The sequence below is a fragment of the Exiguobacterium sp. s140 genome, from assembly GCF_018617035.1.
Lineage (GTDB): Bacteria > Bacillota > Bacilli > Exiguobacteriales > Exiguobacteriaceae > Exiguobacterium > Exiguobacterium profundum.
In genome coordinates this window covers 287,240-307,937 of the sequence record NZ_JACSJK010000003.1, presented here as the reverse complement: position 1 = coordinate 307,937, position 20,698 = coordinate 287,240, and the positions used below count along the sequence as shown (strand labels likewise).

General features: G+C 40.5%; 25 protein-coding genes. 9 read left to right on the top strand and 16 right to left on the bottom strand.

Annotated features, from left to right (window positions below; genetic code table 11):
- Positions 1–11: 11 nt before the first annotated feature.
- The 5 genes from nrdD to KNO61_RS12585 all read right to left on the bottom strand — a co-directional run bounded on the left by nrdD (position 12) and on the right by KNO61_RS12585 (position 5,218).
- Positions 12–2,186: an anaerobic ribonucleoside-triphosphate reductase gene (nrdD, locus tag KNO61_RS12605; protein WP_214873493.1), complete on the bottom strand. Its 2,175-nt coding sequence runs from the start codon at positions 2,184–2,186 to the stop codon at positions 12–14.
- The gene (gene nrdG, locus KNO61_RS12600; protein WP_214688248.1) at positions 2,179–2,670 is read right to left on the bottom strand and encodes an anaerobic ribonucleoside-triphosphate reductase activating protein; all 492 of its coding nucleotides are present in this window, start codon (positions 2,668–2,670) and stop codon (positions 2,179–2,181) included. Before nrdG ends, nrdD begins: the two co-directional genes overlap by 8 nt.
- A 111-nt stretch (positions 2,671–2,781) precedes the next feature.
- Positions 2,782–4,026, bottom strand: coding sequence for a hypothetical protein (locus KNO61_RS12595; RefSeq protein ID WP_214688250.1), 1,245 nt, complete (start codon positions 4,024–4,026; stop codon positions 2,782–2,784).
- A 27-nt stretch (positions 4,027–4,053) separates the two neighbouring features.
- Positions 4,054–4,785 carry a hypothetical protein gene (locus KNO61_RS12590; RefSeq protein ID WP_214688251.1) on the bottom strand — a complete coding sequence of 244 codons (732 nt, stop codon included), beginning with the start codon at positions 4,783–4,785 and terminating at the stop codon, positions 4,054–4,056.
- An 82-nt stretch (positions 4,786–4,867) separates the two neighbouring features.
- A complete protein-coding gene (locus KNO61_RS12585; protein WP_214688252.1) occupies positions 4,868–5,218 on the bottom strand; it encodes a hypothetical protein in 351 nt (116 codons plus the stop codon).
- A gap of 138 nt (positions 5,219–5,356) precedes the next feature.
- On the opposite strand from KNO61_RS12585, the gene KNO61_RS12580 reads away from it, so the two are divergent.
- The gene (locus KNO61_RS12580) at positions 5,357–5,926 is read left to right on the top strand and encodes a hypothetical protein (protein ID WP_214688253.1); all 570 of its coding nucleotides are present in this window, start codon (positions 5,357–5,359) and stop codon (positions 5,924–5,926) included.
- A gap of 172 nt (positions 5,927–6,098) precedes the next feature.
- A complete protein-coding gene (locus tag KNO61_RS12575) occupies positions 6,099–6,656 on the top strand; it encodes a hypothetical protein (protein WP_214688254.1) in 558 nt (185 codons plus the stop codon).
- 27 nt (positions 6,657–6,683) lie between these two features.
- Here KNO61_RS12575 and KNO61_RS12570 read toward each other — a convergent pair whose 3' ends face one another.
- From KNO61_RS12570 to KNO61_RS12560, 3 genes are all read right to left on the bottom strand, one after another.
- Entirely contained in the window at positions 6,684–7,658 is a 975-nt protein-coding gene (locus KNO61_RS12570) for a ketoacyl-ACP synthase III (protein ID WP_214688255.1), read from the bottom strand.
- Positions 7,659–7,838: 180 nt separating this feature from the next.
- On the bottom strand, positions 7,839–8,396 hold the full coding sequence (locus KNO61_RS12565; protein ID WP_214873491.1) for a hypothetical protein: 558 nt from the start codon (positions 8,394–8,396) through the stop codon (positions 7,839–7,841).
- 55 nt (positions 8,397–8,451) lie between these two features.
- On the bottom strand, positions 8,452–8,823 hold the full coding sequence (locus KNO61_RS12560) for a nucleotide excision repair endonuclease (protein ID WP_214873489.1): 372 nt from the start codon (positions 8,821–8,823) through the stop codon (positions 8,452–8,454).
- 304 nt (positions 8,824–9,127) lie between these two features.
- On the opposite strand from KNO61_RS12560, the gene KNO61_RS12555 reads away from it, so the two are divergent.
- The 3 genes from KNO61_RS12555 to KNO61_RS12545 all read left to right on the top strand — a co-directional run bounded on the left by KNO61_RS12555 (position 9,128) and on the right by KNO61_RS12545 (position 10,801).
- Complete coding sequence (locus tag KNO61_RS12555) at positions 9,128–9,277, top strand: hypothetical protein (RefSeq protein ID WP_214688258.1); 150 nt, start codon at positions 9,128–9,130, stop codon at positions 9,275–9,277.
- Positions 9,278–9,399: 122 nt separating this feature from the next.
- Positions 9,400–9,909, top strand: a complete 510-nt coding sequence (locus tag KNO61_RS12550) for a hypothetical protein (protein WP_214688260.1) — start codon at positions 9,400–9,402, stop codon at positions 9,907–9,909.
- 43 nt (positions 9,910–9,952) lie between these two features.
- Complete coding sequence (locus tag KNO61_RS12545) at positions 9,953–10,801, top strand: hypothetical protein (protein WP_214688262.1); 849 nt, start codon at positions 9,953–9,955, stop codon at positions 10,799–10,801.
- 35 nt (positions 10,802–10,836) lie between these two features.
- Here KNO61_RS12545 and KNO61_RS12540 read toward each other — a convergent pair whose 3' ends face one another.
- On the bottom strand, positions 10,837–11,127 hold the full coding sequence (locus KNO61_RS12540) for a hypothetical protein (protein WP_214688264.1): 291 nt from the start codon (positions 11,125–11,127) through the stop codon (positions 10,837–10,839).
- Between the two features lie 116 nt (positions 11,128–11,243).
- On the bottom strand, positions 11,244–12,026 hold the full coding sequence (locus KNO61_RS12535; protein ID WP_214688266.1) for a hypothetical protein: 783 nt from the start codon (positions 12,024–12,026) through the stop codon (positions 11,244–11,246).
- Positions 12,027–12,155: 129 nt separating this feature from the next.
- Between KNO61_RS12535 and KNO61_RS12530 the strand changes: the two genes are divergently transcribed.
- Positions 12,156–12,536, top strand: a complete 381-nt coding sequence (locus tag KNO61_RS12530; RefSeq protein ID WP_214688268.1) for a hypothetical protein — start codon at positions 12,156–12,158, stop codon at positions 12,534–12,536.
- Between the two features lie 338 nt (positions 12,537–12,874).
- On the opposite strand, the gene KNO61_RS12525 is transcribed toward KNO61_RS12530, so the two are convergent.
- Positions 12,875–13,063, bottom strand: a complete 189-nt coding sequence (locus tag KNO61_RS12525; RefSeq protein ID WP_214688270.1) for a hypothetical protein — start codon at positions 13,061–13,063, stop codon at positions 12,875–12,877.
- A gap of 172 nt (positions 13,064–13,235) precedes the next feature.
- Here KNO61_RS12525 and KNO61_RS17515 point away from each other — a divergent pair, with 172 nt between their 5' ends.
- Positions 13,236–14,357, top strand: coding sequence for an NUMOD1 domain-containing DNA-binding protein (locus tag KNO61_RS17515; protein WP_214688272.1), 1,122 nt, complete (start codon positions 13,236–13,238; stop codon positions 14,355–14,357).
- Between the two features lie 35 nt (positions 14,358–14,392).
- Here the strand turns inward: KNO61_RS17515 and KNO61_RS12515 are convergent, their stop codons facing one another.
- From KNO61_RS12515 to KNO61_RS12500, 4 genes are all read right to left on the bottom strand, one after another.
- A complete protein-coding gene (locus KNO61_RS12515; RefSeq protein ID WP_214688274.1) occupies positions 14,393–15,148 on the bottom strand; it encodes a transglycosylase SLT domain-containing protein in 756 nt (251 codons plus the stop codon).
- A gap of 150 nt (positions 15,149–15,298) precedes the next feature.
- Entirely contained in the window at positions 15,299–16,747 is a 1,449-nt protein-coding gene (locus KNO61_RS12510) for a DUF2828 family protein (RefSeq protein WP_214688276.1), read from the bottom strand.
- 518 nt (positions 16,748–17,265) lie between these two features.
- Positions 17,266–17,583, bottom strand: a complete 318-nt coding sequence (locus KNO61_RS12505) for a hypothetical protein (protein ID WP_214688278.1) — start codon at positions 17,581–17,583, stop codon at positions 17,266–17,268.
- A gap of 269 nt (positions 17,584–17,852) precedes the next feature.
- The gene (locus KNO61_RS12500; RefSeq protein WP_214688279.1) at positions 17,853–18,584 is read right to left on the bottom strand and encodes a hypothetical protein; all 732 of its coding nucleotides are present in this window, start codon (positions 18,582–18,584) and stop codon (positions 17,853–17,855) included.
- A gap of 206 nt (positions 18,585–18,790) precedes the next feature.
- Here KNO61_RS12500 and KNO61_RS12495 point away from each other — a divergent pair, with 206 nt between their 5' ends.
- Positions 18,791–19,111, top strand: a complete 321-nt coding sequence (locus KNO61_RS12495) for a hypothetical protein (RefSeq protein ID WP_214688281.1) — start codon at positions 18,791–18,793, stop codon at positions 19,109–19,111.
- A 98-nt stretch (positions 19,112–19,209) separates the two neighbouring features.
- Here KNO61_RS12495 and KNO61_RS12490 read toward each other — a convergent pair whose 3' ends face one another.
- Positions 19,210–19,524: a DUF1653 domain-containing protein gene (locus tag KNO61_RS12490; protein ID WP_214688283.1), complete on the bottom strand. Its 315-nt coding sequence runs from the start codon at positions 19,522–19,524 to the stop codon at positions 19,210–19,212.
- Between the two features lie 127 nt (positions 19,525–19,651).
- Here KNO61_RS12490 and KNO61_RS12485 point away from each other — a divergent pair, with 127 nt between their 5' ends.
- Positions 19,652–20,569, top strand: a complete 918-nt coding sequence (locus tag KNO61_RS12485; protein ID WP_214688285.1) for a hypothetical protein — start codon at positions 19,652–19,654, stop codon at positions 20,567–20,569.
- Positions 20,570–20,698 lie beyond the last annotated feature (129 nt).

Below are 20,698 nucleotides of genomic sequence, written 5' to 3'. Positions count from 1 at the left end.
AGCTCTTTTCTTTATGCCTCATGCTTCACTCGGGCATTCGCCTCGCATTTCTTCGCATGATTGAACCGCTCAATATCCGCTAGATAACCTGTAATTCGACGGATACGTTGGATGTTTTCACTCCCACAAACATGACATTCATCTTCGATATACCCATGCTCCCCACAATCACGACAATGGTCAATCGGGAAGTTAAATGCTCCCAACGCAATATCCTGTTTCTCCATCCATTGTAGGAGTGAATAAAGTGCCGAAGGATTGTATTTTAGATTTTCTTTACATTCGACATACGTAATCGTACCCCCGTTACAATAGACCTGATACTCTCCTTCAATCTTGATTTTCTCAAACATAGAAATCTCATGACGGACATCGACGTGCATGCTGTTCGTATACCACTCCTTATCTGTCACCTTCTCTACGATTCCATGCTTCGAGCGGTCTCGATTCACAAGCTTTCCGGTCAACCCTTCAGCAGGTGTTGCCAAGAGCCCAAAGTTCAATCCCATCTGTTTGGTCGCTTTCTGTGTCAATTTGTAGAGGAAGCGAATGATTTCAACCCCGAGTCGCTGTGCGGCGTAATCTTCGCCGTGATGCTTCCCTATCAATGCGACAAGCGCCTCAGACAGCCCGATAAATCCGATGGCTAAACTACCATGCTTCAAGACCGTTTCAATCGGGGCATTCATGTCGAGGTGTTCAGAATCCTTCCACACTCCCCACATCAAGAACGGAAAATCAGTTGGCTTGAATCCGGACTGATATTTCAAACGTGCGATTAATTGGTCTCTCCCAATCTCGAACACGTGATTGAGCGCCACAAAATATTGACAAATCATGGCGTTTCTCTGATGTTCCGGCAATAATCTTACGGAATGCTCGACAGCCAATTCATCAAAGGTAACCTGTTCATGTCGAGGGAACACACCATGCTTCACATCCAATGCGATTCCAGGTAGATTCAATGTCGTGAAGGATAAGTTCCCTCTACCTGTGACCCGCTCATTAATCTCGTCCCCAATGACGTTCGATGCGACACGTGTCCGACATCCCATGCTTGGGATATCTTCTTTGAATGGAGCGTTTAACTGACAGTCTTGGAAATTGTACGTCGGGAAGAGACGAGTGGCACTGACTTCAAGACTTCGGCAAAGTAAGTCATGGTTTGGCGTTCCAGGCTCAAAGTTTATCCCTTTCTTGACCTTGAAGACGATATTCGGGAACAATGCCTGTTCTCCGTTGCCGAGCCCCTTCTCATATGCCCACAAGAGCTTCTCTACGACTAGTCTTCCGCCACGACTCATATCGGTTCCGACATTGACACTTGTGAACGGTGTTTGGCTACCGCTTCTTGAATGCATCGTATTCAAGTTGAACACGAGCGCCTCCATCGCCTGCTCGACCTCTTTCTCAGTACGAGCCCATGCCAACCGTTCGATTTCATCTGAGCTCATCTTCGAACCGAGTTCCATGACCATCTTTCTAATATCTTTGACTTGATAATCGTATTCAAGTTCGACATAAGGTGCCAACTCTTCATCGAACCATCCGCTCGCCTGTCCTCCATGCTGTTCGGACTGATTGGATTGAAAGATGATGCAGACCAACTGTGTGGCAGTTCGAATGCGCTTCGGCGGACGAATCATCCCATGACCCGGATTGAACCCTTTCTTCAACAGCTTAGCGAAAGGGATGAAGCAACAAGTCTGCGTACCTACTGGCATCCAGGAGAAGTCATGGATATACATCCAGTTCTTTGCGACAGCTTCTTTCGCTTCTTCAGAAATTAAATGGACGGTAGCAAACTCCTTGCTCGCCTCTTCGCTAATCTGAAGGAGTTTTGCGGACGGAGAGTTTCCGACATTCGCATTCTCTCGCCCGGTCTTCTCTGTGATATGTTGGATTTTGGCATGCAATAGCCCACGTTTGAGCCGTTCATTCATCCGCTTTTCACGTACTTGCTCAAAGATATCAGCTTCTTTTTCATAACCCAAGTCCCGCAAGGATTGTTGTACGATATTTTGAATCATTTCGACATGTGTCGGGGATGGTTCCTTCTCTACCTGTTTCGTCACATAATCAACCATCGCTCCCCGTTCTTTTTCAGACCAATCAAAATGACTGAACACCTTCACAATCTTATTCTTTTCAAAGGGCACCAATCGACCGTCTCTTTTTTTAATCATCTTGCATCTCCTCCTTCAAGTGAATGATTTGTTGATTCCAAGAGCCTCTGAACGGGCAAATTGGATATCGCTTGTCTTTTTCGAATTTTCCATCGACCAATGTGTCGATAGATGCAGAAAGACGGGCTTTCTGCTCCGATGAAAAAGATGTCCACTCATATCCGGTATAAACCCAGATATTGTGACACCCTTGTCTTTTTAACTCTTGAGTCAAACATAGTGTGCTCTCCCACTGCATGAGCGGGTCTCCCCCCGATATCGTAATCCCATCGTATGGATGTTTTAAGAACCGTTCCATCACGTATTCGACGACTTCTTCTACTTCAAAAGGGACACCGTTCTTCCGTGACCATGTCGCTGAATTGTGACATCCTTCACATTGATGAGCGCAACCGTTTAAAAATAAAACAAGACGGACTCCTTCTCCGTCTGCCACACTCTCTATGACCGCATCCTCTAACATTCCTTGAACATATATCTTCATCCCACCAACTCCTTTCCTTGTTATTTTAAGAATCGGAGACTTGTTTCATTCGTTCTTCGTGGTGACAATTCTGTGACGTGTGTCGAATCCATCTCCATAAAAAAAAGCCGCTCATTGAGCGACTTTGTTTAGCTTTTCGATTGCAAGGTGGTTTACTCTGTTCATTTCCTGCTTTGCATCCTCTATTGTGTTGAATACCGAACGATATTCTAAATCGAAAAGATAACCTTCTCTCTTTTTAAAGATGAAAAATGCTTCATTCTTCAATCCATTCAATCTTCCATCATAGAACATCAAGACCAAATCGGAGTTGACATCGACGACTTCAAGACTATAAAGGAAACCGATGAGCTTTTCTCTATAGTTATCCTCTTCTTGCCATTCCCCACTCAGCAGAAATGCTTTGACCTCTTCGTTAAGAATAGAAGAAGGTCGGATGTCCCAAGTCCGGGCAAGTCGATTTTTGACGAGTTCCTGCAGATGCGTACTTAAGGAGTGAATATTCTCCTTCGGCTCCCATAGTTGCTCGAATGAGAGCAATAAGATGACTCGCCACTCTTCTTCTTGCAAGTCATGTTGGTCAGAAAGGATAAATCTCACATCCCTAAACGCTTTTGTTGCCGAAATATCTTTCGTGTACTTTTTTAAATGGTTTCCCACTGAAGCGTATACTTTGACCTCTAGACCTTCCTTGTCAGAAATCCTGAGTTGAGTGTGACTAGAAGGTGTTCCCAATCTGATACCGTTGAACTCGAATCGATATCTATGCTCGAACAGGGAATCCGCCATTTGAACGATTCCAGAATCTAACCGGTTCTCAATCATGTCGCCATTTTTACACGCTATCACGGATGACCCATTCCTTTCTGAATACGGGATTGAAGTGATGTCCTGGTTGGATAGAACCTCAATCACCCTATCGCTCAGACTCTCGTGAGCGATGATTCGAATCATGGGATATGCATGTTTGCGTGCATAGCGATAGAGATGAGATGAAAAGAAAAGAACTGCTTTCTCATATTCAGCTAATGAATATCCAGAATTTCTCTCAAAGTTTGTATACATCTGATAGGTTGGGAACTCGAATTCTGCATATCGTTCCCGGAATTTTACCTTCAGGAAATCAATCGATGGTGTATCCACATCTTCATTTTGTACGATTACCTTGAATTCCGCATCTTGTACAATCCCGTATTCAAGCCATTTCATCGTAATCTTTCCTTCCTGTTTCCAAACCAAAGGAAAGTAGGCTTCGAGGTATTTTAAGTCTCCTAGATGTTCTTTGTTCTTATCGACTGTTTTCGTGACATTATCTCGTAAGCGTTCGATTACATTTAGCATTGCTAATGGATTCATTTTGCCAACTCCTTAGAAGTTTAATTGTCAATTGAAGACGAGGTGATACTTCTCCAACATCTTTGGAGCGATAGCACGCACATTCTCCCAATTCTTCTCCCGCTCTAGCATGTCCTCACGCTTCTCATAGAGGTTGTTGAGCGTTTCACGAAGCCCCTCGATATTTTTTAATCTCGTTTCACGTTTGTCTCGAAGGTTTTGTCTGCCATTCGCCGTAAGCATCAACATTGTCCCTTTTATGAGCGTCAACACCGTCGCTCTATTAAATGAAGAGTAAGACTTTTCGAGTTTTCGAAACTCTCTGCTTAGTAGATAGAATGGATTTTCTAATAGCTTCGTAGAGAGGTTTATCATCATTTCTTCGTATGTGATGGTCTTCTCCAATCCTTTTACTCGTCTCTCATATGCCTCCATAGACTCATCATTCTTCCCTAAACGGTCGAATACGAGAAAATGTCCTTTGACAACCTTTAATACTGGAACCTTTTGCAATGAGAATGTCCATGAGTCCCCGTTGTCTTCCATTTCAAATCCATCATTCTTCAAACTCCCGCTCAATTTTTCCATGAACTCTCGTTTCGCAACGTTTACCTCATCTCGAAAAATCCCTTTTCCTTTTTGTGAGATATAAAGCGTCGCTTCCCTCATCTGTTGAAAGTTCTGTGTGCGGATGGCTTCTTCCATCATGGAAATTCCATTTTGAACTTCAAGTGCCAGTATTTTCTCCTGACGTTTAAACTGCTCTTGAAGATGTGACATCAAATCACCCCTTTAGTATATTTTGTTTATAATATACTTTTAATTTACAAAATAGTCAAAAAAGAAGGGGATATCCCTTCTCTCATAAATAGAAATGAATCTCTTCACCTTTGCTTTTTGACGTCTTCTCGGCATAGATTCTGGCTAGTTCATTTCTCGTCCATTGAATCTCATCATCAGTTGAAAAATAATCGGTATTACCCAACAGCTGAGGAATGGCGGGAATTAGCAGACGTTCGATGGGGTCTCTATCCTGTTTTTTATGAAACAAGGCATCTAGAAGGGGCATATCCCCTTTATGTGTCTCGGTTACATGGATTGGCGTAAAAATATACTTCTCACCATCTTGCTGATAGACATATTTTCTAACAGCCCCTTCTTCCGTAACAATCAGTATCTTTCCTTGACTGGATTTGTGGTCTTTTTCGGTCATTCGGTGTTTCTCCTTATTCTTTATATACTTCATATGCTTATCATTCCTTTCACCTATAGAATCTTTATCATGTATTAGTAAAATTAAATTGACTATTTTCATAAATCGGAGTACTCTTATCATAGGGGGTGAGACATTTTGCACACATTTGAAATCATTGATGGGTATATTCATGACGGTACAGTCAACGATTATATATCTGTATCATATAAAGACGGCACTTCTGTGGCTTCTCTTTCTTATAAAGACTACGAGGTTCATTATGTCCTTGACCACTATTGGAACAATCAATTCGTATTGCATTTGCGACATAAGGAGACAGACGGTCGTTGGACAGAGGTGACGCTTAAGCAACAGTATTCTCAGTCTCCACATCCACATGAACTCGAATACATTTTATACAGTGCGTTACGTGACAATATTGATGTTGAGCTCGCATACGGTGTCAAAATTTTAGGTGCCCGTGTGGAACAATCGCTATCCCTAGTCAAGAAACGGGAAGAAAACATACTCAAAGGAGTAATCATGGCAATTATTGAAGAGACTAACGACCAAATCGAATTTGAAATTTCGCACTCCTTCATCGGAGAATTCTTCAATCTCTATATTTATCATCAGAGAATACCTACAGTTAGAAGAATACTCGCTCTATCTCTACCTGGATTGAATAAAAAAATCAATGACATTTTGAACTCATCTATTGATTAATTTTATATGTGCAGTTGATAAACTCTAAAAGAAACCTTACTCTATCTAAGAGGTGAATGAACTTGCATCAGTACAGATTCATTAACAACTACATCATTGAAGGAACTCCTGAAATGTACGCAGAGCACAATCCGGATGGAACTATTATTGGATTTTAAGAGGTGAATAGAATTTGCACACGTATGACTTTGTTAGTGGCTTTATCATGGACGGTACTGCTGAAATGTTCGCTAATTACCACTCGAATGGTACTGTCATTGCATCTATCGCACATGAAAGACATGAGATTCAATTGGTTTTAGAAACTAAGAACGAAAAACATTTCGCAGTATATGTCCTCACACAATTTTCAAACGAGCGATTGCGGAAAACCCGATTGAATTTAAACTACACCAAACTCACACACCCGATTAAAGTGGAATATGAGCTGTTTCGAATCTTGCGTCACGTCAAGAAAACCTCGCTCGGTTTAAATGTGGCGTTTCGTGAATACAGCATTTCAAATTCGAAAACCTTTTACGACAAGCAAGAAGTGATTTACGAGAATCTAGACAAATTTTTGCAAAAAGTAAAAGACCCAAATATCCCTCTCACATTTTCAATTGCGAATAGTAAAGACACTTTTAGTGTCTACGCTTACTATGATGAAAAAAGCTTGACGCAAGACAATGTGTCTAAAATCCTCAATAATATGGAACCTTTATTGTTAAAAATCATAGAAGACTACTAAATCCCCTTTTTGGGGGATTTTTTATTTTCAATATTTGAACAACATAGCAATAAATTGATGACCTGCACCGACCGTCCAGAACATCAAATAGTCTCCCCGATTGATGCGTCCTTCCTCGATGGCTTCATGCAACGCCAGGAACGGACTCGTGGTACCTGTATATCCAAATCGGTGTCCCACAAAGTTCATTTGTTCATCGGATAGTCCGAAATGTTTTTGAATCTTCAATGTGTCACCATAGGCGAACTGAGACAAGAAGTAGCCTGCCATGTTTTGAGGGGACAAAGCATTCCGCTCGAACAGCGTCTCCATCAGATTGAAGATGATGGGTGTCCCGAAACTTGAGTCAAACGGAATGAAATCGATGTATCCGCCAACACCCTGCTTCGAAAGTCCCTCTTTCGGATAAATGATTTTATCCGTATTCGCCGAATAGGTGTGTACGAGCGCATCGATGAACCCTGTCTCTTCTTCTGTCTTTTCTAAGATGACCGCAACAGCGGCATCTCCTTGGTTCGCATAGGTGATTTCTTGGTTCGGGTTTGCGATGGCTGTCATATGGTCTGAACCAATGACCAACGTCCGCTGAACGTAAGGGTTGGACATCATGTATCGTGATGCCTGTTCGACAGCCATGGTCATACCTGCGCAGTTCGCATTGCTATCGAGTACAGCGACATGACTCTCACACCCCAATGCCTCATGGACGAGCATGGCATTCGTCGGAATGATATATTCCGGCACTTGTGTCGAGAACACAATCATATCAATGTCCTTCACGGAAATGTTTGCTTTCTCTATAGCACGTTTTGCGGCTTCGATGCCCATCGTGAGCGTTGTCTCGCCCTCTCCTGCAATGTGGCGTTCCTTTTTGTTCAAAGCCTGTAACAAACCAGAAATGTCTCGCCCTTGCTCTTCAAAGTGCTTGAGGTAGAAGTCATTACCTCGTTTATTCTCTGGATGATACATCCCGATAGATGCCATTTTAATATTTGTTGTCATAGTAAAATCCCCCTTAAAAATCATACGTCTTTTCATTTTCTCTTCAATGAGGTTTATAGAGCAACCTTATTGATTGAGTACAAAATGATATTACAACCAATTTTGACTATAGTCAAAATTTAAGTGTTTGAGCCTATTCGATAAATTAAAAAAAAAAGAGCATTTAGCTCTTTTAATGACTCACACTGTGACTAGCACTGGTTTTCTATAAGGTTTGCTCGTCAAGATAGGCAACCATTGTTCACATGTTCCAATTCTGAAGTATGAGATGAATTGATGTTCGTTCGTCACTGGGCAGTATTGTTCACGCTCTTTGTTCGGTGATTCCATGACCACGCTCTTCCCCTCTCCCTTGTGTAATTCATCAATAGCGACAATCTCATTCCCCATCGCTCGAATAGTTGATTCGATATTCCCATCTACAATACGCAACATCATCATTTCAGGATGTTTTCGTACAAGTCGCTTCATCTTTTCATAGCCGACATATGTCGCCCCGGCTACACCTGCAGATTTGATGGTTTTCTCAAGCTGTTTCCGTTTCTGTTTCTTGTTCTTGAGAATGCTGAGCTTTTCTAATTGTTCTCCCATCTCTTCGACGACTCGTTGTTCTTCTAGCTTCCCGATTTGTTGTTTGCTCAGTTCTTGTGCTTGTACTTCGAATTTTCTCTCTAATCGGGCGATTTGTCTAGTTAGTTTATCCTTTTCACTTCGAACCGCTTCGATTGTTGATTTCAACTTGCTCTTCTCCCTGCTCATTCGTTCATTGTCCATAAGTAACTTTCGGTTCTTTTTAGAGAGAAGTCGATTTTTTTTCCTTTCCCGACTTTATCAGCTCCTCAGTGTCGAGCATTTCTTTGACAACATCGTCCTTCTTGAAACTCACCCACACATCCTGCAATTCATCCAACTGAATCGATACCGTTCCTTTATCCACTGTATTGTACTTCGGCTGATATTTGCTGATATAGTAAAGTTCTTTAATCTTCATATCACCTTGTGTCTTTGTCTCCATATAATCAATCCTAACTACCTTTTGGTATACACTCGAAGGCAAATGCCCTCCAGAACCAAAATGCGAGTTCATCCTCGACTTGATATTCAATGTTCTTCCTACATAGATAACATTAAAATCCTTATCCAAAAATCGATATACATAGCCCATAGATTTCTCTCCTTTTAATAATGTGTCGGTTTAAGTCTTGCACCCTCGAACACCACTGTTTTTTAATATCTGTATTTAATCTATTCACTTGTCTCTTATCTGAACACATCACATATCATTTGATTCAAACATCACATGATTATACCTTAATTAAACAAAATAATATTGACAATAGTATTATTTTTAAATACAATATTTCTCATGTTGGAATCAATTTGGGATGCCCTCGCTGTAATGAACAATTACATGGAAACCACTTCAGGAAGAAACCATACATATCGACAGGAAAGGAGCACATTTGAACATGACATTATTTAGATTCATCGTCCATACTCGTGACAATCAGGAAAAAACCTTTGAGTCACGGGGATTTGACGAAAAAGATGCCTATCTGTATCTCGAACAACAATTAAAGAAGTCTGGAATCGCATTCGACGATATTCAGCCGCTTTGACATGAGAGGAGCCCCTATCAGTGTAGGGGCTCTTCTTTATTTATTGAGACTCCATTGAATAGCATAGGTATATGTAAGATTAATAAGGTGCAAGCTTCATGCTATCTCAAGGAGGAGTATATATGAAAAGGCTGTTCCACGTCTCTTTTGTGGTAAATGAAACGATTGATGTTTTCACCCCAAGAATTCCAATAACACGGGCTTTGAATGAGGATAATGTTACACCACGGGTATGCACAGCACCATCACTTGAATGTTGTTTGCTTGCCAATCCTTATACTGCAGAGTTGTTCGAGCCTGAGGGACATGTAGAAGAAGGCAGTGTCATCATGGTTTGTCATAAGAGTCAGGATGATACACATTATGGGGTGCCGTTTATTCAGTACGAGTTTTATGTGGAGGATAAGGATGTATTGCCCCCCGCATCATTGCAGTTGGCAGTTCCTGATGTAGAAGAGACGTCGGAGCATTGGATTGTTCGCAAAGTCGAGCCGGAGTCGAAACGTTATTTTTTATTGAAGGACGCATATCTCGGAAAGAATGGATGGATGTATGATTATCTAGAGTTGAATTTGAGTGAGTTTGAAAGACTCATGTATCTTGACCCTAGTGATTTTCGAATGGTATACTAATTTTGACTATAGTCAAAAAAAATATTCATAAGGAGGGGTTGCGATGAACCAAGTCGAGACGTTATTCGAGTCTTTGCAAGAGACAATGATTCAGGACATCCGAAGATTCAAAGTAGAATTGAATGAAGTTCTTAGTCAAAAGAATTACAATGACCTACTAGGATGTTTGAAGAAATTTAGCAGTGCTGATGAAATGGAGTATAAGCGTTATTTCCTTCTTAACACTCAAAGCTTCGAAGAGTTTGTCCTAGAAGCCTATTACAAATATATCGAGCAAGATTTGCGCACTAAAAATATTGAACTGGAGTATTATCCAGGTGTCATCTTTTTCTATATTAATAAGCAGGTCGTGGGCATGCATCAATATAAGAATGCCAAAGTCGTGCTTGTTTCCGACATCTATGAAAATGAATTGGGAATGGTCAGACATTTTCTTTCAAGCGCCATCAATAAACTTCCTGGTGAAATTCAAGAGCGTGATATGTGGGAAACTGCTTTGCAACGACCCGGGGAGCTACACGATTGTGAATTGTTCCCAAAACTCAGTTCTTCAAATAAAAAATCGAGAAAAGAAGCTAAAAAAGTAATCAAAATATTGAAGAAGCTTGTCAAAAGAGACCTGTCATATGTGACAAAGTCATTTGAAGATGCTCAAAAAAATGTCGATTACAATGAAGGGATGATTAAAAGGTTACAGACGAAAGAAAGTCATTATCTTGACGCATTGAATCGTGCTAAAGATAAGACTCCGATTTTTAAAGAAGCACTACAGGCAAGCGGAGTGCATTGCATGGAAACACCAAAATCCCTACAATTCAGCAATCTCTCTGTTCCAGGTATGCCTTATGATGAGTTGGAAGAAAAGTTGGGCTTATATAAGGATGAATTATAAAACAAAAAAGGACTCCGAATGGAGTCTTTTTCGTTTCAATAGTTCTTCAATTGTTCTTCCATCATGCTTCTTAGATACCCTGTCTTTTGGAAGATATTGTCTACTAACTCTTGGTCAAGAGGAAGTTCCAAGTAAGTCAGGTCGTTCGCCATACCATGATGACCGTGTTCTCGATATTTAGCGGCATACTCTTCATGTGCCATCGCTATGTGATGCGCCTCTCCAATCTTGTGCAAAACCCCGCTGTCCTTATCAAATAACACTGCAGGATTCTTCAATGTTTGATATACCTTTCCATAACCATCTCTTACCTGAATTGTTTTCATGTCTGCTCCTCCTCAACTATTGTTTCCAACCCTATTGTTCAAGCTTTATCTATGTTATGCCGCCGCCAAGGAAAATAAAAATAGAACTAGCTTTAATCTGATTCATGATGGTTCCCTTACCATTCCATTAAGGATTCCGGCGGGATACTTTTACCTACTCTGTCCATCCAATCACTTAGTTGGAGACTAGAAAAATTGGTTTTCCTATCATAGAGAGCTTTCAGGTCATGCTCTTTAAAAAGATTGTCCACTTTCTTTTCTTTCCTTAGTGAGAAAAGACTTTTTTTCATCCATAATTTCAGGAATTTTAAATAGCGTTCATAGATGACTTTTTCTAGCTCTAACACATCATGAATCATGAGGAAGTACGTTTCGGGTATCGCTCCTTCCTCGCCTGTCTTTTTGAGTTCAAAATAGATGAATGTAGAAGAGGAATCATTTAAAATTGTCGGAGCAATCTGTTCGCCATGTTTCATAGCCCCATCTAACCAACAATGAATACGCTCACTTAGAGAGTCGCAATTGACTGACTCTCTACAGGGAAAGATAAACAAGTGGGAAGGATTCTTCTCAAGATTCGAAACCTTACTGTCGTAAAGAATATCCTCTAGTGTCAATAGGGTGTTCCAAATCCTCTCGACAATTTCGAGTCTTCTCATCCAGTGCTTTAAATTGTGTTCATTCAAAGTATCTGGTTTGTTTGGTAACTCTATTATCCTTTTTAATGAAGAGTGCTCCTCAATATAACGTGTCATTTTCCGAACAAGCATGTTTGAGGAATGATATGCGATACCTTCCGATTCTGATTGAGCTTCCCAGTACTCCCCTATGCTCGTCTCATGACCTATCCCGAACAGTACGGTCAACTCTTTCTGTATTCTAATCAACTCAAATGTCATCTGCTTCCACCTCATCCCTTGTTGTTTTATTCATCCTATTCATCGTCGCTTATATCAAACAACGTCCTCTTATATTTTTTCTGAAAACAAAATAGAATGATTGATATTATAGAAAAGGTTGTGATAGCTATGAAAAAGATTGCACTTGCTTTGGGAATGACCGCTCTTGCTTCAATTATGACCGGATGCACCTTCACGGTTCAAAATGATGATGAGGCTTATCTCGGTGACGAAAGACTCGTCCCATTGACAGATAAAGATGAAATCAAGGAACAGAAAGTCACGGCTCTGGAAGACCGAAAAATCTATCAATTTGACCCTGAGACCCAGGAATTGAAGATAGATGGGTTCATTGAAAAAGGAACGAGTTATCTCCGCCCTGTCAACACCGGCGACACATTGATGGTTGACGGTGTCTACTACGACTATGTCCAATTTGGAAACAAAATGGTCTTGATTGATGCGATTGATAGCACATCAGACTTGCGGGAGACAATGGTCAAAGAATAAATCCGTAAGAATCAAAAAAAGAGACTCATTGAGTCTCTTTTTTCTTTCGATTAATAGCCTTCATTTCACGCCATTTTAGCAATGTGAGATACATCTTTCCTATTACCATCAGCACTTTTAGAAGCCACAAAACCTTCTTCAACTTATTCATCCATCATCACTCCCCTTCAATAGACGTCATCTGAAATCTAATCGACAGATAATCCAGTTTCAAGTTTTATATGTATATATTAACTATTATTTTGACTATAGTCAAAATTTGTCATTGCTATGTTTCGATTGCTCTTAACATTAACTTCCGAAAAAACAAAAAAGCTCTATCCGAGCTTTTTTACATTTTAATCATCGTCTACGATGATAGTGAGATTCTGGTAGCTGTCATCACGAATCGTGCTGTTTTTCGGGAGCGGGTCACTCTTCAACACAATCGGACCCGCTTGTGCTTCCTGAACTGGAACGAGACCTGCTCCTAGACCCAATGCCATCGCAGAAACACCAACGCCTGCAAAAATTTTCTTCATATTCATACTTTTCACCTCACTTTTATTTCTTGATTCATATATACTAGTATTGCATTTGAATAAATATTCCATATTTGTGATTGTTTTTATGTAAAATCTTAATATATATTCTTTTTGACAGACTTTAAATAAAAGTTTTATAATTGTTATATAGTGTAAATTAAAAGGGGATTTTAAAGTGGAAGAAACACGGAGTGAAAAACTCGAATATTTAAAGAAATCAATCGCACAGTATACAACCGATGCGAGGCTTATGGCTGTTTATCCTGATATAGACATTGCTTCGGAACAGACAGGTATTGATGTCGAGGACATAACTCGTTGTGTGAGCGGTGAAAAGAAAAATGTGAAGAATTTTGTATTTATGCAATATGATTACACGATATCACCAAAGAAAATAGCAGAAATTATCGCCAAACGTATGGAAAAATTACATAGTTCATCTGGTTATAAGCATAAATTGAAAGGTTCTTCCATAGAGCAATACGATTTAGAAGGGAAATTCATCGATTCTTACTCGTCGGTGACCAGTGCGGCACAAGTAAACGGTCTCACTCAATCTTCAATATCTTTAGTCATAAACGGCAAACAACATACTTCTGGAGGATTCATTTTCTTACGCTTCTTTGAAGAATCCGATGAGAGAAAAGCTATCATATTGCAGAATCGTCTAGATGCCTATCGGACGCATAAAGGAAGGAAATCATCGAAACAGGATGTCGATGTTCAACGTAAAGTGATGGACTTCGCCTCACCTAAAAAGATGAAAGACTCAAAACCAGGGCGAAAGAAGCTCGCCAATATCCTTTATTTCGATTCTTATGGCGAATTTATAGAAGAATTTAAAAACCCACAGGAGGTATTTCATCGATTGGGTCTCAGCTTGACGACGGTTCGAAACCTTTGCGAAGGTAAGAGCAAATCATTCGCAGAGGGCGTCCTCTTGCTAAAAAATGATTATGACAGTTTTGAAGATGCTGAAGATGCGGCACTTGATAGATTGAAGGCGAAGAGAAAGAGATACGCCGGCAGAAAAGGAAAGAAAATAGCACAATTCGATAAGAGCGGACGTTACATCGATGCCTTCAATTCTGCGAAAGAAGCATCGGACGAGCTTGATATCTCTTACGTTCGGTTGAACCAGGCACTAAATGGGCATACAAGGATTGTCGATGGGTTCGTATTCATCTATTCCGATATGTTCGATTCGATAGAAGCCATGACGAGGGAAGTCTTATATCGCATGACGTTGTCTAGGGAGGATTTGCGTCAGCATATCATAACGTTAAATCAATATTAATTTCCATAAAAAAAGCCCTGTTTTCAGGGCTTTTTTTACATAAGTCTTTCTATCTCTAGAATAGAACTCTTCATTTTTTCGATGTATTCCACTGCAAAACCGTTCTTCATAAATCCTGCATTCCCCCGATTATAACTACTCCACACAGCATGGTCTAAGATTTCTCCGCTATATCCTTCAGACCCCCATCGCTCATATAGTTGCTTCAACATATACGTTCCCCACTCCATGTTCACGTAAGGGTCTAAGGGTGCGTTCGGAGTATCCAATTCATCTGAAAGCTGAGCGTGATTGATTTGATTCACTTGAAAATATCCAAAATCATTCGTCTCATTCGTAGCGTTAGGGTCAAATACGCTTTCGTGCTGAATGACTGCTAGGGTCTTGAGATAATCAAGCCCATACTTTTCGGTCAATTCAAACAGGTATTCTTGATGAGCTAACGGCATCGGTATCTCTTTCTTATATCGAAATTCTGATGAATCCTCCAAAGTTTCGTCATCATTATCGATTGTTTCACCATGTAAGTCTGAATTTACACTGTCAACCTTCTCCATAGTAGACTTCGATGTATTCTCCTGAACATTGAGAGTCTTTGTATCGCTAGACTCTACCTCGTCATTATTCAAAATATGGACTTCTTTTTCTCCGTTCTTTACCTCACCCACTTCACTGGCAAAGACACTTGTCGTCAATACAATCAGAACACTCGTCAAAAACGCCATTAGACCATATGCCCACTTGTCATGTTTACGTCTTTTCTGCTCTTTTGTCTCTCGCATTGAATTCATTTTCATTCCTCCTGAAATAAATAGTAGTAGCCACTACACCTTAAACATGTAACAACCTATCCTATTCATTCCGGTGTCCGAAAATAATAATGTTTACTTTATAAATCTATTGAAGGTAAATAAAAAAAAGGAGAGGATACCTCTCCTTTTTTATGCTGTAATATTGTCATATCGCTCTGAGAGCAATACATCTAACATCAATCTCTCTGGCGATAAATCTTTAGATGCTAAAATGGCTTTCAGAGTGGAAGGTGAGGCACCGCTCACAAGAGCAACTCCTTGCTCATTCTTCGTCACTGGGACTGTTGAATGACCTGCCACATTCCAGAAGATGACCTCTGGGAAAGGATATCCTGCCGACTCGAACGCCTTTTTACAGGAGTCGATGACACGAACGTTTCCATTCCGAACGGACTGATTGAATTGCATGTCTGACACGAGGATAAGGCGTCGAATCATCTGCTCTTGTGGCAAATCAGTCTTGATAGCGGTGTTCAGTATCAAATCAAAGGTCGCCTCAAGGTTCGTCGTCATATCCCAATTTGCCCGCCTCATATTTTGAATCTTGTTCGAAATGCTCGTTCCTTTCACTTCAACCAATTCAGGAATCTCTGAAAACGTCAGAAAATGATTCTGAAAGTGACCGGTGTTACGCTCTGAAATATATAGACCTAAACCGATGGCGACGTTGAGCGGTGAATTGGGTTCAAACCCGCCCATAGAGCCTGAAACGTCCACCACGACCAAGGAGTTATCTTGCTTTCCTCCAGTGAAGTCCGGTAGGTTGTTCCATAAAGCGTCGAGTGTTCTAGAATTTTCATGACCTGCACGATGTACGACATCGTAAGGATAGAGCGTGCTTGCAGACATCTTTTTACGCCCATCCTCAACGGCTTCCAAATATTCGCTATATCGCACCCCGTCACGACGCATAAAGCTTGCACGATACTGCTGATGAGCTTTTGATGGCGTTTTCTCATAGTCAATTTCCGATATCGACCCATTTGAAAGTTTGGTCTCAACGATGTCGATGTGATTGCGCAACAGGACGAGCATCTTGCGGTACTCTGAAGGATGAAATTCGAATGCCTTGACGAAACGTTTTGCAAGCTTGCGAGTCGCCTTAGAACTTGCATTCTCAGACGGCATCCACTTCGCCAAGAGTGAAACCGGTTCATTCGAATTCATACCATCTAAATCATCCTGCAATTGTTTCAAGACAAAGTCCACCATGCCTTTTTCTAAGGGAGTATCGAACAATACGAACAAATCATCGAATCGACCGTATACCGGTACCATCGGAATGAGATGTCCCATTTTTTCCCCTTTTACATTTGCCAAATGCAGGAGTCCCGCTCGAAACACATCACGTTCCCCCTGTCCACCACGGATGTCCCGAAGGTAGAAAAGCGTCTTGAGCGCCAAGTCAGGCGTATCCGCATACGCCTTGTCCAACAAGCGAATGAATTCGCATTCGTCATGTCTCAATGCGCCCCCTCTTCCAAAAAGGTCTAGGACAGAATTCAAAGTCGAACCATAAGCATGGTCTCCATTCGTAGTCTTCGATTGATTAGATACATCTTTTAAGTGTTGTAACATCATATCACGCTCCCTTGTTTTGTCTTATACGGAAAAATATATTCTTTTCATTCATTAAGTCTTCAGATAACAAAAAACCATATCTAGCGTCTAGCCGCACTCAAGTTTTTCATTTGACGGTGAAAGTTGAGAGTTGCTGAAGGCGACTTGCCAGACATGGTTTTTTGTACGAAGGTTTTCTAGCCACATGTAACTTTTTCATCGATTAGTTGAAAGTGTAGATGTTTGCTGTAAGTGACTGCTCTTCGTCATTATCATTACGAATCATTTCTAGCCGCATTCGATTCAATATACCAATTATATTTGAAGTGAAATTGCTGTGAGCGACTATGATTCTTCGGTAGAATAAGTTTTCGGTATTCACACTATATGTGCAACTTTCGATATATATAACCAAAATCTTATCTTTTCGAGTCAAACAATTTTGACTACACTATATATCATAACACCAATTATAAAATAGTCAAAATAATTTTGTTTTTATATACAAAAAAGAGGCTTCACAGCCTCTCTCATGATTAAATCTGATTCTGTTCCTTATATTTCTCTTGAATCGTTTCAATGAATGTTGCCTTATCATATCCAACGCTCTCGAAAATCTGACTTAGTTCAATGATGATATCCATTTCCTCTTGGATAGGAATGTCCAAGATGATATCATGTCCTTCCGGGTCGATGACTTGGAAGTTGGTTGTGTCTCCATACATATCATATTCACTAAATGTGAGGGTCTTTCTGAACTCATCAAAGTGTACCTTGGCGGCAGTCAATGCGTGAGACTCCATAAAGAACTCTCCTGTGAATTTTAGGATTTGTTCAACTGTTTGCTTTTCCATATCTGATTCCTCCTCAAGATATCGATGACACTGTCATCCCTGTTTTTATTGACTCTTCATCTTATGCAAGTATCTTCATCTCAATCATCCTTTTGAACGCTTTAAATAGTCAGAATGTAATTGTGTTTATGAGTCATTCTCTTCCAAAGTTTTTGAATCATGACGATTCCTCCTTTGATTCTTGTAATGGCATACTCCTAATTTCTTCAACATCCTATATTCTATTTATATTGTTGTTAAAAAATAGAGCAAAAGGAGAAAATCTCTCCTCATGCCCTATACACCGTGCCTAGCTTGATGAATATGCTTAATTCGTCGAAAGGTGACAGCACACCCGCTCTCCATGATGCTGATTCAAAGAACCATCGCATCAGATGATTGACATGTAGGACGGTCAGGTCTCTTTCGGACTCTTTCGTATTGTCGTTATAACTGTTCATCCAAACATACCCTAGTTGTTCGATATGTTCTTTCGAGGACATTTTACCCCTAAAAAGGGTGACACTCTCAATCTCATCGTCAACAGCAGGGTCACGCTCAATCCGCACCGAGTTGCTCACAGTGTCAGCGACAATCGTTCTTTTGATATGAGTGCTACGTTTTCTTGTATCCAGGAACGCATGTGCTTTTTCAATTCTCAAAAATTCAGAGAAGATAGAGTCTAATTCCTCCTTCAACGTTTCACTTGCTTGCTGTTCTCTCTCTGAGGGGAATATCAGTCGGTCAAGCGCCAACAACAGTGACTCTAATACTGAAAATAGTCGTTCCGAAATTTCCCCGGATTGCTTTAACTCCGGAATAAAATGAATCATCTCTGAAAGAAATCCTTTAGAATAATTTATGCCATCGTTGTTTCCTTTGTGTATATAGATTTCAGGATTGATGAGCTTTACGCAATCTGAAGGTATATTGTTCAATTCATAGTATTCGCCCCTGTTCAGCGTGGGGACTCGTATCATTCCTTGCTCCATCAATGCATTTAGAACCTCTTTTTTTCTCATTTTCTTATACATCTCCTTCACGGTTCTTGATACGGCTTTACACACCCTTTTCCATTTTAACGCATCATTGGGAATAATAAATTGTCGAATGTTGTCATTTTTAAATTCGAAGGTGAATGGACAAGTTCTTTATTATGGTTCAATTACAAACTGCATAGTATATATAGTATTTTAATCTTGGCATACTCAATTTAGGAGGTATTTATATGAGATTGGTGAACCTTGTTCGGGAGCGGAAATCTGACAACTCGCATGTTGTCGATACGTTTTTGGTAAAAGATTCGATAACTGAACCAGAAGTTGCTCTACGAGATGCAGTAAAAGATTTTCTTATGAGTGATGAGGGGAAAAAGTGCGTGATATATGCTTGTGGAGATTTCAATTGGGGAGATGCCATCTCCAACATCACAGATGAATTTTTGCAACCACATGGGCTTGTATCGTTCAATGTTTCAGAAACAATTGTTGTGAATCAAGATGAAGTTTTGTTCTCCGACATCCAAGAAGAGGTGCTTTGTGCCGAATAATAACTCCATAAAAAAGATAGTGCTGATTTATTGTGGAATCAGCACTATCTTTTTTTTACTTTTGATTGGATTGCATGAGGAAACACTCAATAGAACAGTCATACCGATTCTTCTGATGCCGAGATGACGTCGGTCAGTATCGCTCTTCCTTTCAGACTAGCAATTCGTTTAAATCGGAAAGACTCGTGAATCGTAAATTCGGCAAATGTTTGCAAGGGCTCTGCATGTACCGATAGGATGTCATCGACTTCATGGTAGACAACCAACGTCTCCCCTGTTTCACTCTGTGCGAAATTCATGACATAGATGACGGAACCGCTGTTATCTTGGTAGAACTCGTTTTTGAAGATGTGGCGACTCCAACCTTCTTTATTCGTATAGACCTTTTCATTTGTGTCGATTGCAAATGCCATCCCTCATCACTCCTCTATTTTTCCGTTTACTTATATGATAGGCACCCCATGTGATTATATTCGCAAAAGACCCGTTGAACGATTACACTCAAAGTGAGGATATCCTGCGAATGAGGAGGACAGAACTATGAAATTCAAACTTTCTGGGAACACCATCCCTATGAACCATTTCTTCAAGGAGGCATCTTCTGATAGAACATTCCATCAAATCGTGGCGACGAAGGACATTCCGGTGTTCGGTGTGAAGGAAGGCGACTTGGGTGGATGGGTCGAGCATGTGTCAAATTTGGAACAAGAAGATGACTCTTGGATATATGAAGGCGGTATTTCTTGCGGAAATGCCACCATCAAAGGGTCTAGCACGATAGGGAGAGGTGTTTGGGTGTCAGATGACTGTATCGTTTCTGACTTCTCACATTTCAGAGGTAACATACGCTTAAACGGGTCGCATCGATTTGAACGTGTCGATGCGAATGTAAATGAATTTATGATAATGCCTGACACAAAAGGGACTTGGGTTCCTTTCGACAAAAACAAGCTCCTCTTAAGAGGAGACATTTATGTACACGCAAAGTTAGTTAAATGGTCTGCGGCAGGCACCATTGATGCCCTCCTTGAGCTCCATGGTGAAGAGGTCATGGTAAGCGGGGTCATTGATGCAAGTGAGTGTCTGAACATCAAAGACTCGCATCTGGCAAACGCTTTTTCTCATGGGGATGTTCGTATCGATGAAAGTCATATTGTCGGATTAGATGGGAACCATCATCTTTTCAAGGGAAAAGTATCGATTTTCGATTCTTCTATACATGGGTTCTTGAGTGCGGAATCCTCTGGTGGAGAAATCGTGTTGAAAGAAACAATAAATGAAGGGATGACAGATATTCAAATACTTTCAGACGGATACTTCGAAGCGAATAGAGTTCGCTTCCTTGGCATCACGACGCTGATTCATGATTCACCCGACAACGTAGGTGTCCATGATAAATCCTATTCCGATGAGGTTTACTTGAGAACCTCAAACTCTGCCCATGATTCGACCTTATGAATCCTCTGCCTGACATCGTTATTGTCTCACCGAAAAAATCCATTCCTTCATTGATGAACTCCCCTTTATCTGAATAGGATAAGGCAATATCAATATTCAGGCGTGCCACGCACAATTTGCTATCAAAGG

What these genes read in the sequence shown, in the direction of transcription:
- nrdD (WP_214873493.1), bottom strand. Translation starts at nt 2,186, where the DNA reads ATGATTAAAAAAAGAGACGGTCGATTGGTGCCCTTTGAAAAGAATAAG.
- nrdG (WP_214688248.1), bottom strand. Translation starts at nt 2,670, where the DNA reads ATGAAGATATATGTTCAAGGAATGTTAGAGGATGCGGTCATAGAGAGT.
- KNO61_RS12595 (WP_214688250.1), bottom strand. Translation starts at nt 4,026, where the DNA reads ATGAATCCATTAGCAATGCTAAATGTAATCGAACGCTTACGAGATAAT.
- KNO61_RS12590 (WP_214688251.1), bottom strand. Translation starts at nt 4,785, where the DNA reads ATGTCACATCTTCAAGAGCAGTTTAAACGTCAGGAGAAAATACTGGCA.
- KNO61_RS12585 (WP_214688252.1), bottom strand. Translation starts at nt 5,218, where the DNA reads ATGACCGAAAAAGACCACAAATCCAGTCAAGGAAAGATACTGATTGTT.
- KNO61_RS12570 (WP_214688255.1), bottom strand. Translation starts at nt 7,658, where the DNA reads ATGACAACAAATATTAAAATGGCATCTATCGGGATGTATCATCCAGAG.
- KNO61_RS12560 (WP_214873489.1), bottom strand. Translation starts at nt 8,823, where the DNA reads ATGGGCTATGTATATCGATTTTTGGATAAGGATTTTAATGTTATCTAT.
- KNO61_RS12555 (WP_214688258.1), top strand. Translation starts at nt 9,128, where the DNA reads ATGACATTATTTAGATTCATCGTCCATACTCGTGACAATCAGGAAAAA.
- KNO61_RS12550 (WP_214688260.1), top strand. Translation starts at nt 9,400, where the DNA reads ATGAAAAGGCTGTTCCACGTCTCTTTTGTGGTAAATGAAACGATTGAT.
- KNO61_RS12545 (WP_214688262.1), top strand. Translation starts at nt 9,953, where the DNA reads ATGAACCAAGTCGAGACGTTATTCGAGTCTTTGCAAGAGACAATGATT.
- KNO61_RS12540 (WP_214688264.1), bottom strand. Translation starts at nt 11,127, where the DNA reads ATGAAAACAATTCAGGTAAGAGATGGTTATGGAAAGGTATATCAAACA.
- KNO61_RS12535 (WP_214688266.1), bottom strand. Translation starts at nt 12,026, where the DNA reads ATGACATTTGAGTTGATTAGAATACAGAAAGAGTTGACCGTACTGTTC.
- KNO61_RS12530 (WP_214688268.1), top strand. Translation starts at nt 12,156, where the DNA reads ATGAAAAAGATTGCACTTGCTTTGGGAATGACCGCTCTTGCTTCAATT.
- KNO61_RS12525 (WP_214688270.1), bottom strand. Translation starts at nt 13,063, where the DNA reads ATGAATATGAAGAAAATTTTTGCAGGCGTTGGTGTTTCTGCGATGGCA.
- KNO61_RS12515 (WP_214688274.1), bottom strand. Translation starts at nt 15,148, where the DNA reads ATGAATTCAATGCGAGAGACAAAAGAGCAGAAAAGACGTAAACATGAC.
- KNO61_RS12510 (WP_214688276.1), bottom strand. Translation starts at nt 16,747, where the DNA reads ATGTTACAACACTTAAAAGATGTATCTAATCAATCGAAGACTACGAAT.
- KNO61_RS12505 (WP_214688278.1), bottom strand. Translation starts at nt 17,583, where the DNA reads ATGGAAAAGCAAACAGTTGAACAAATCCTAAAATTCACAGGAGAGTTC.
- KNO61_RS12500 (WP_214688279.1), bottom strand. Translation starts at nt 18,584, where the DNA reads ATGAGAAAAAAAGAGGTTCTAAATGCATTGATGGAGCAAGGAATGATA.
- KNO61_RS12495 (WP_214688281.1), top strand. Translation starts at nt 18,791, where the DNA reads ATGAGATTGGTGAACCTTGTTCGGGAGCGGAAATCTGACAACTCGCAT.
- KNO61_RS12490 (WP_214688283.1), bottom strand. Translation starts at nt 19,524, where the DNA reads ATGGCATTTGCAATCGACACAAATGAAAAGGTCTATACGAATAAAGAA.
- KNO61_RS12485 (WP_214688285.1), top strand. Translation starts at nt 19,652, where the DNA reads ATGAAATTCAAACTTTCTGGGAACACCATCCCTATGAACCATTTCTTC.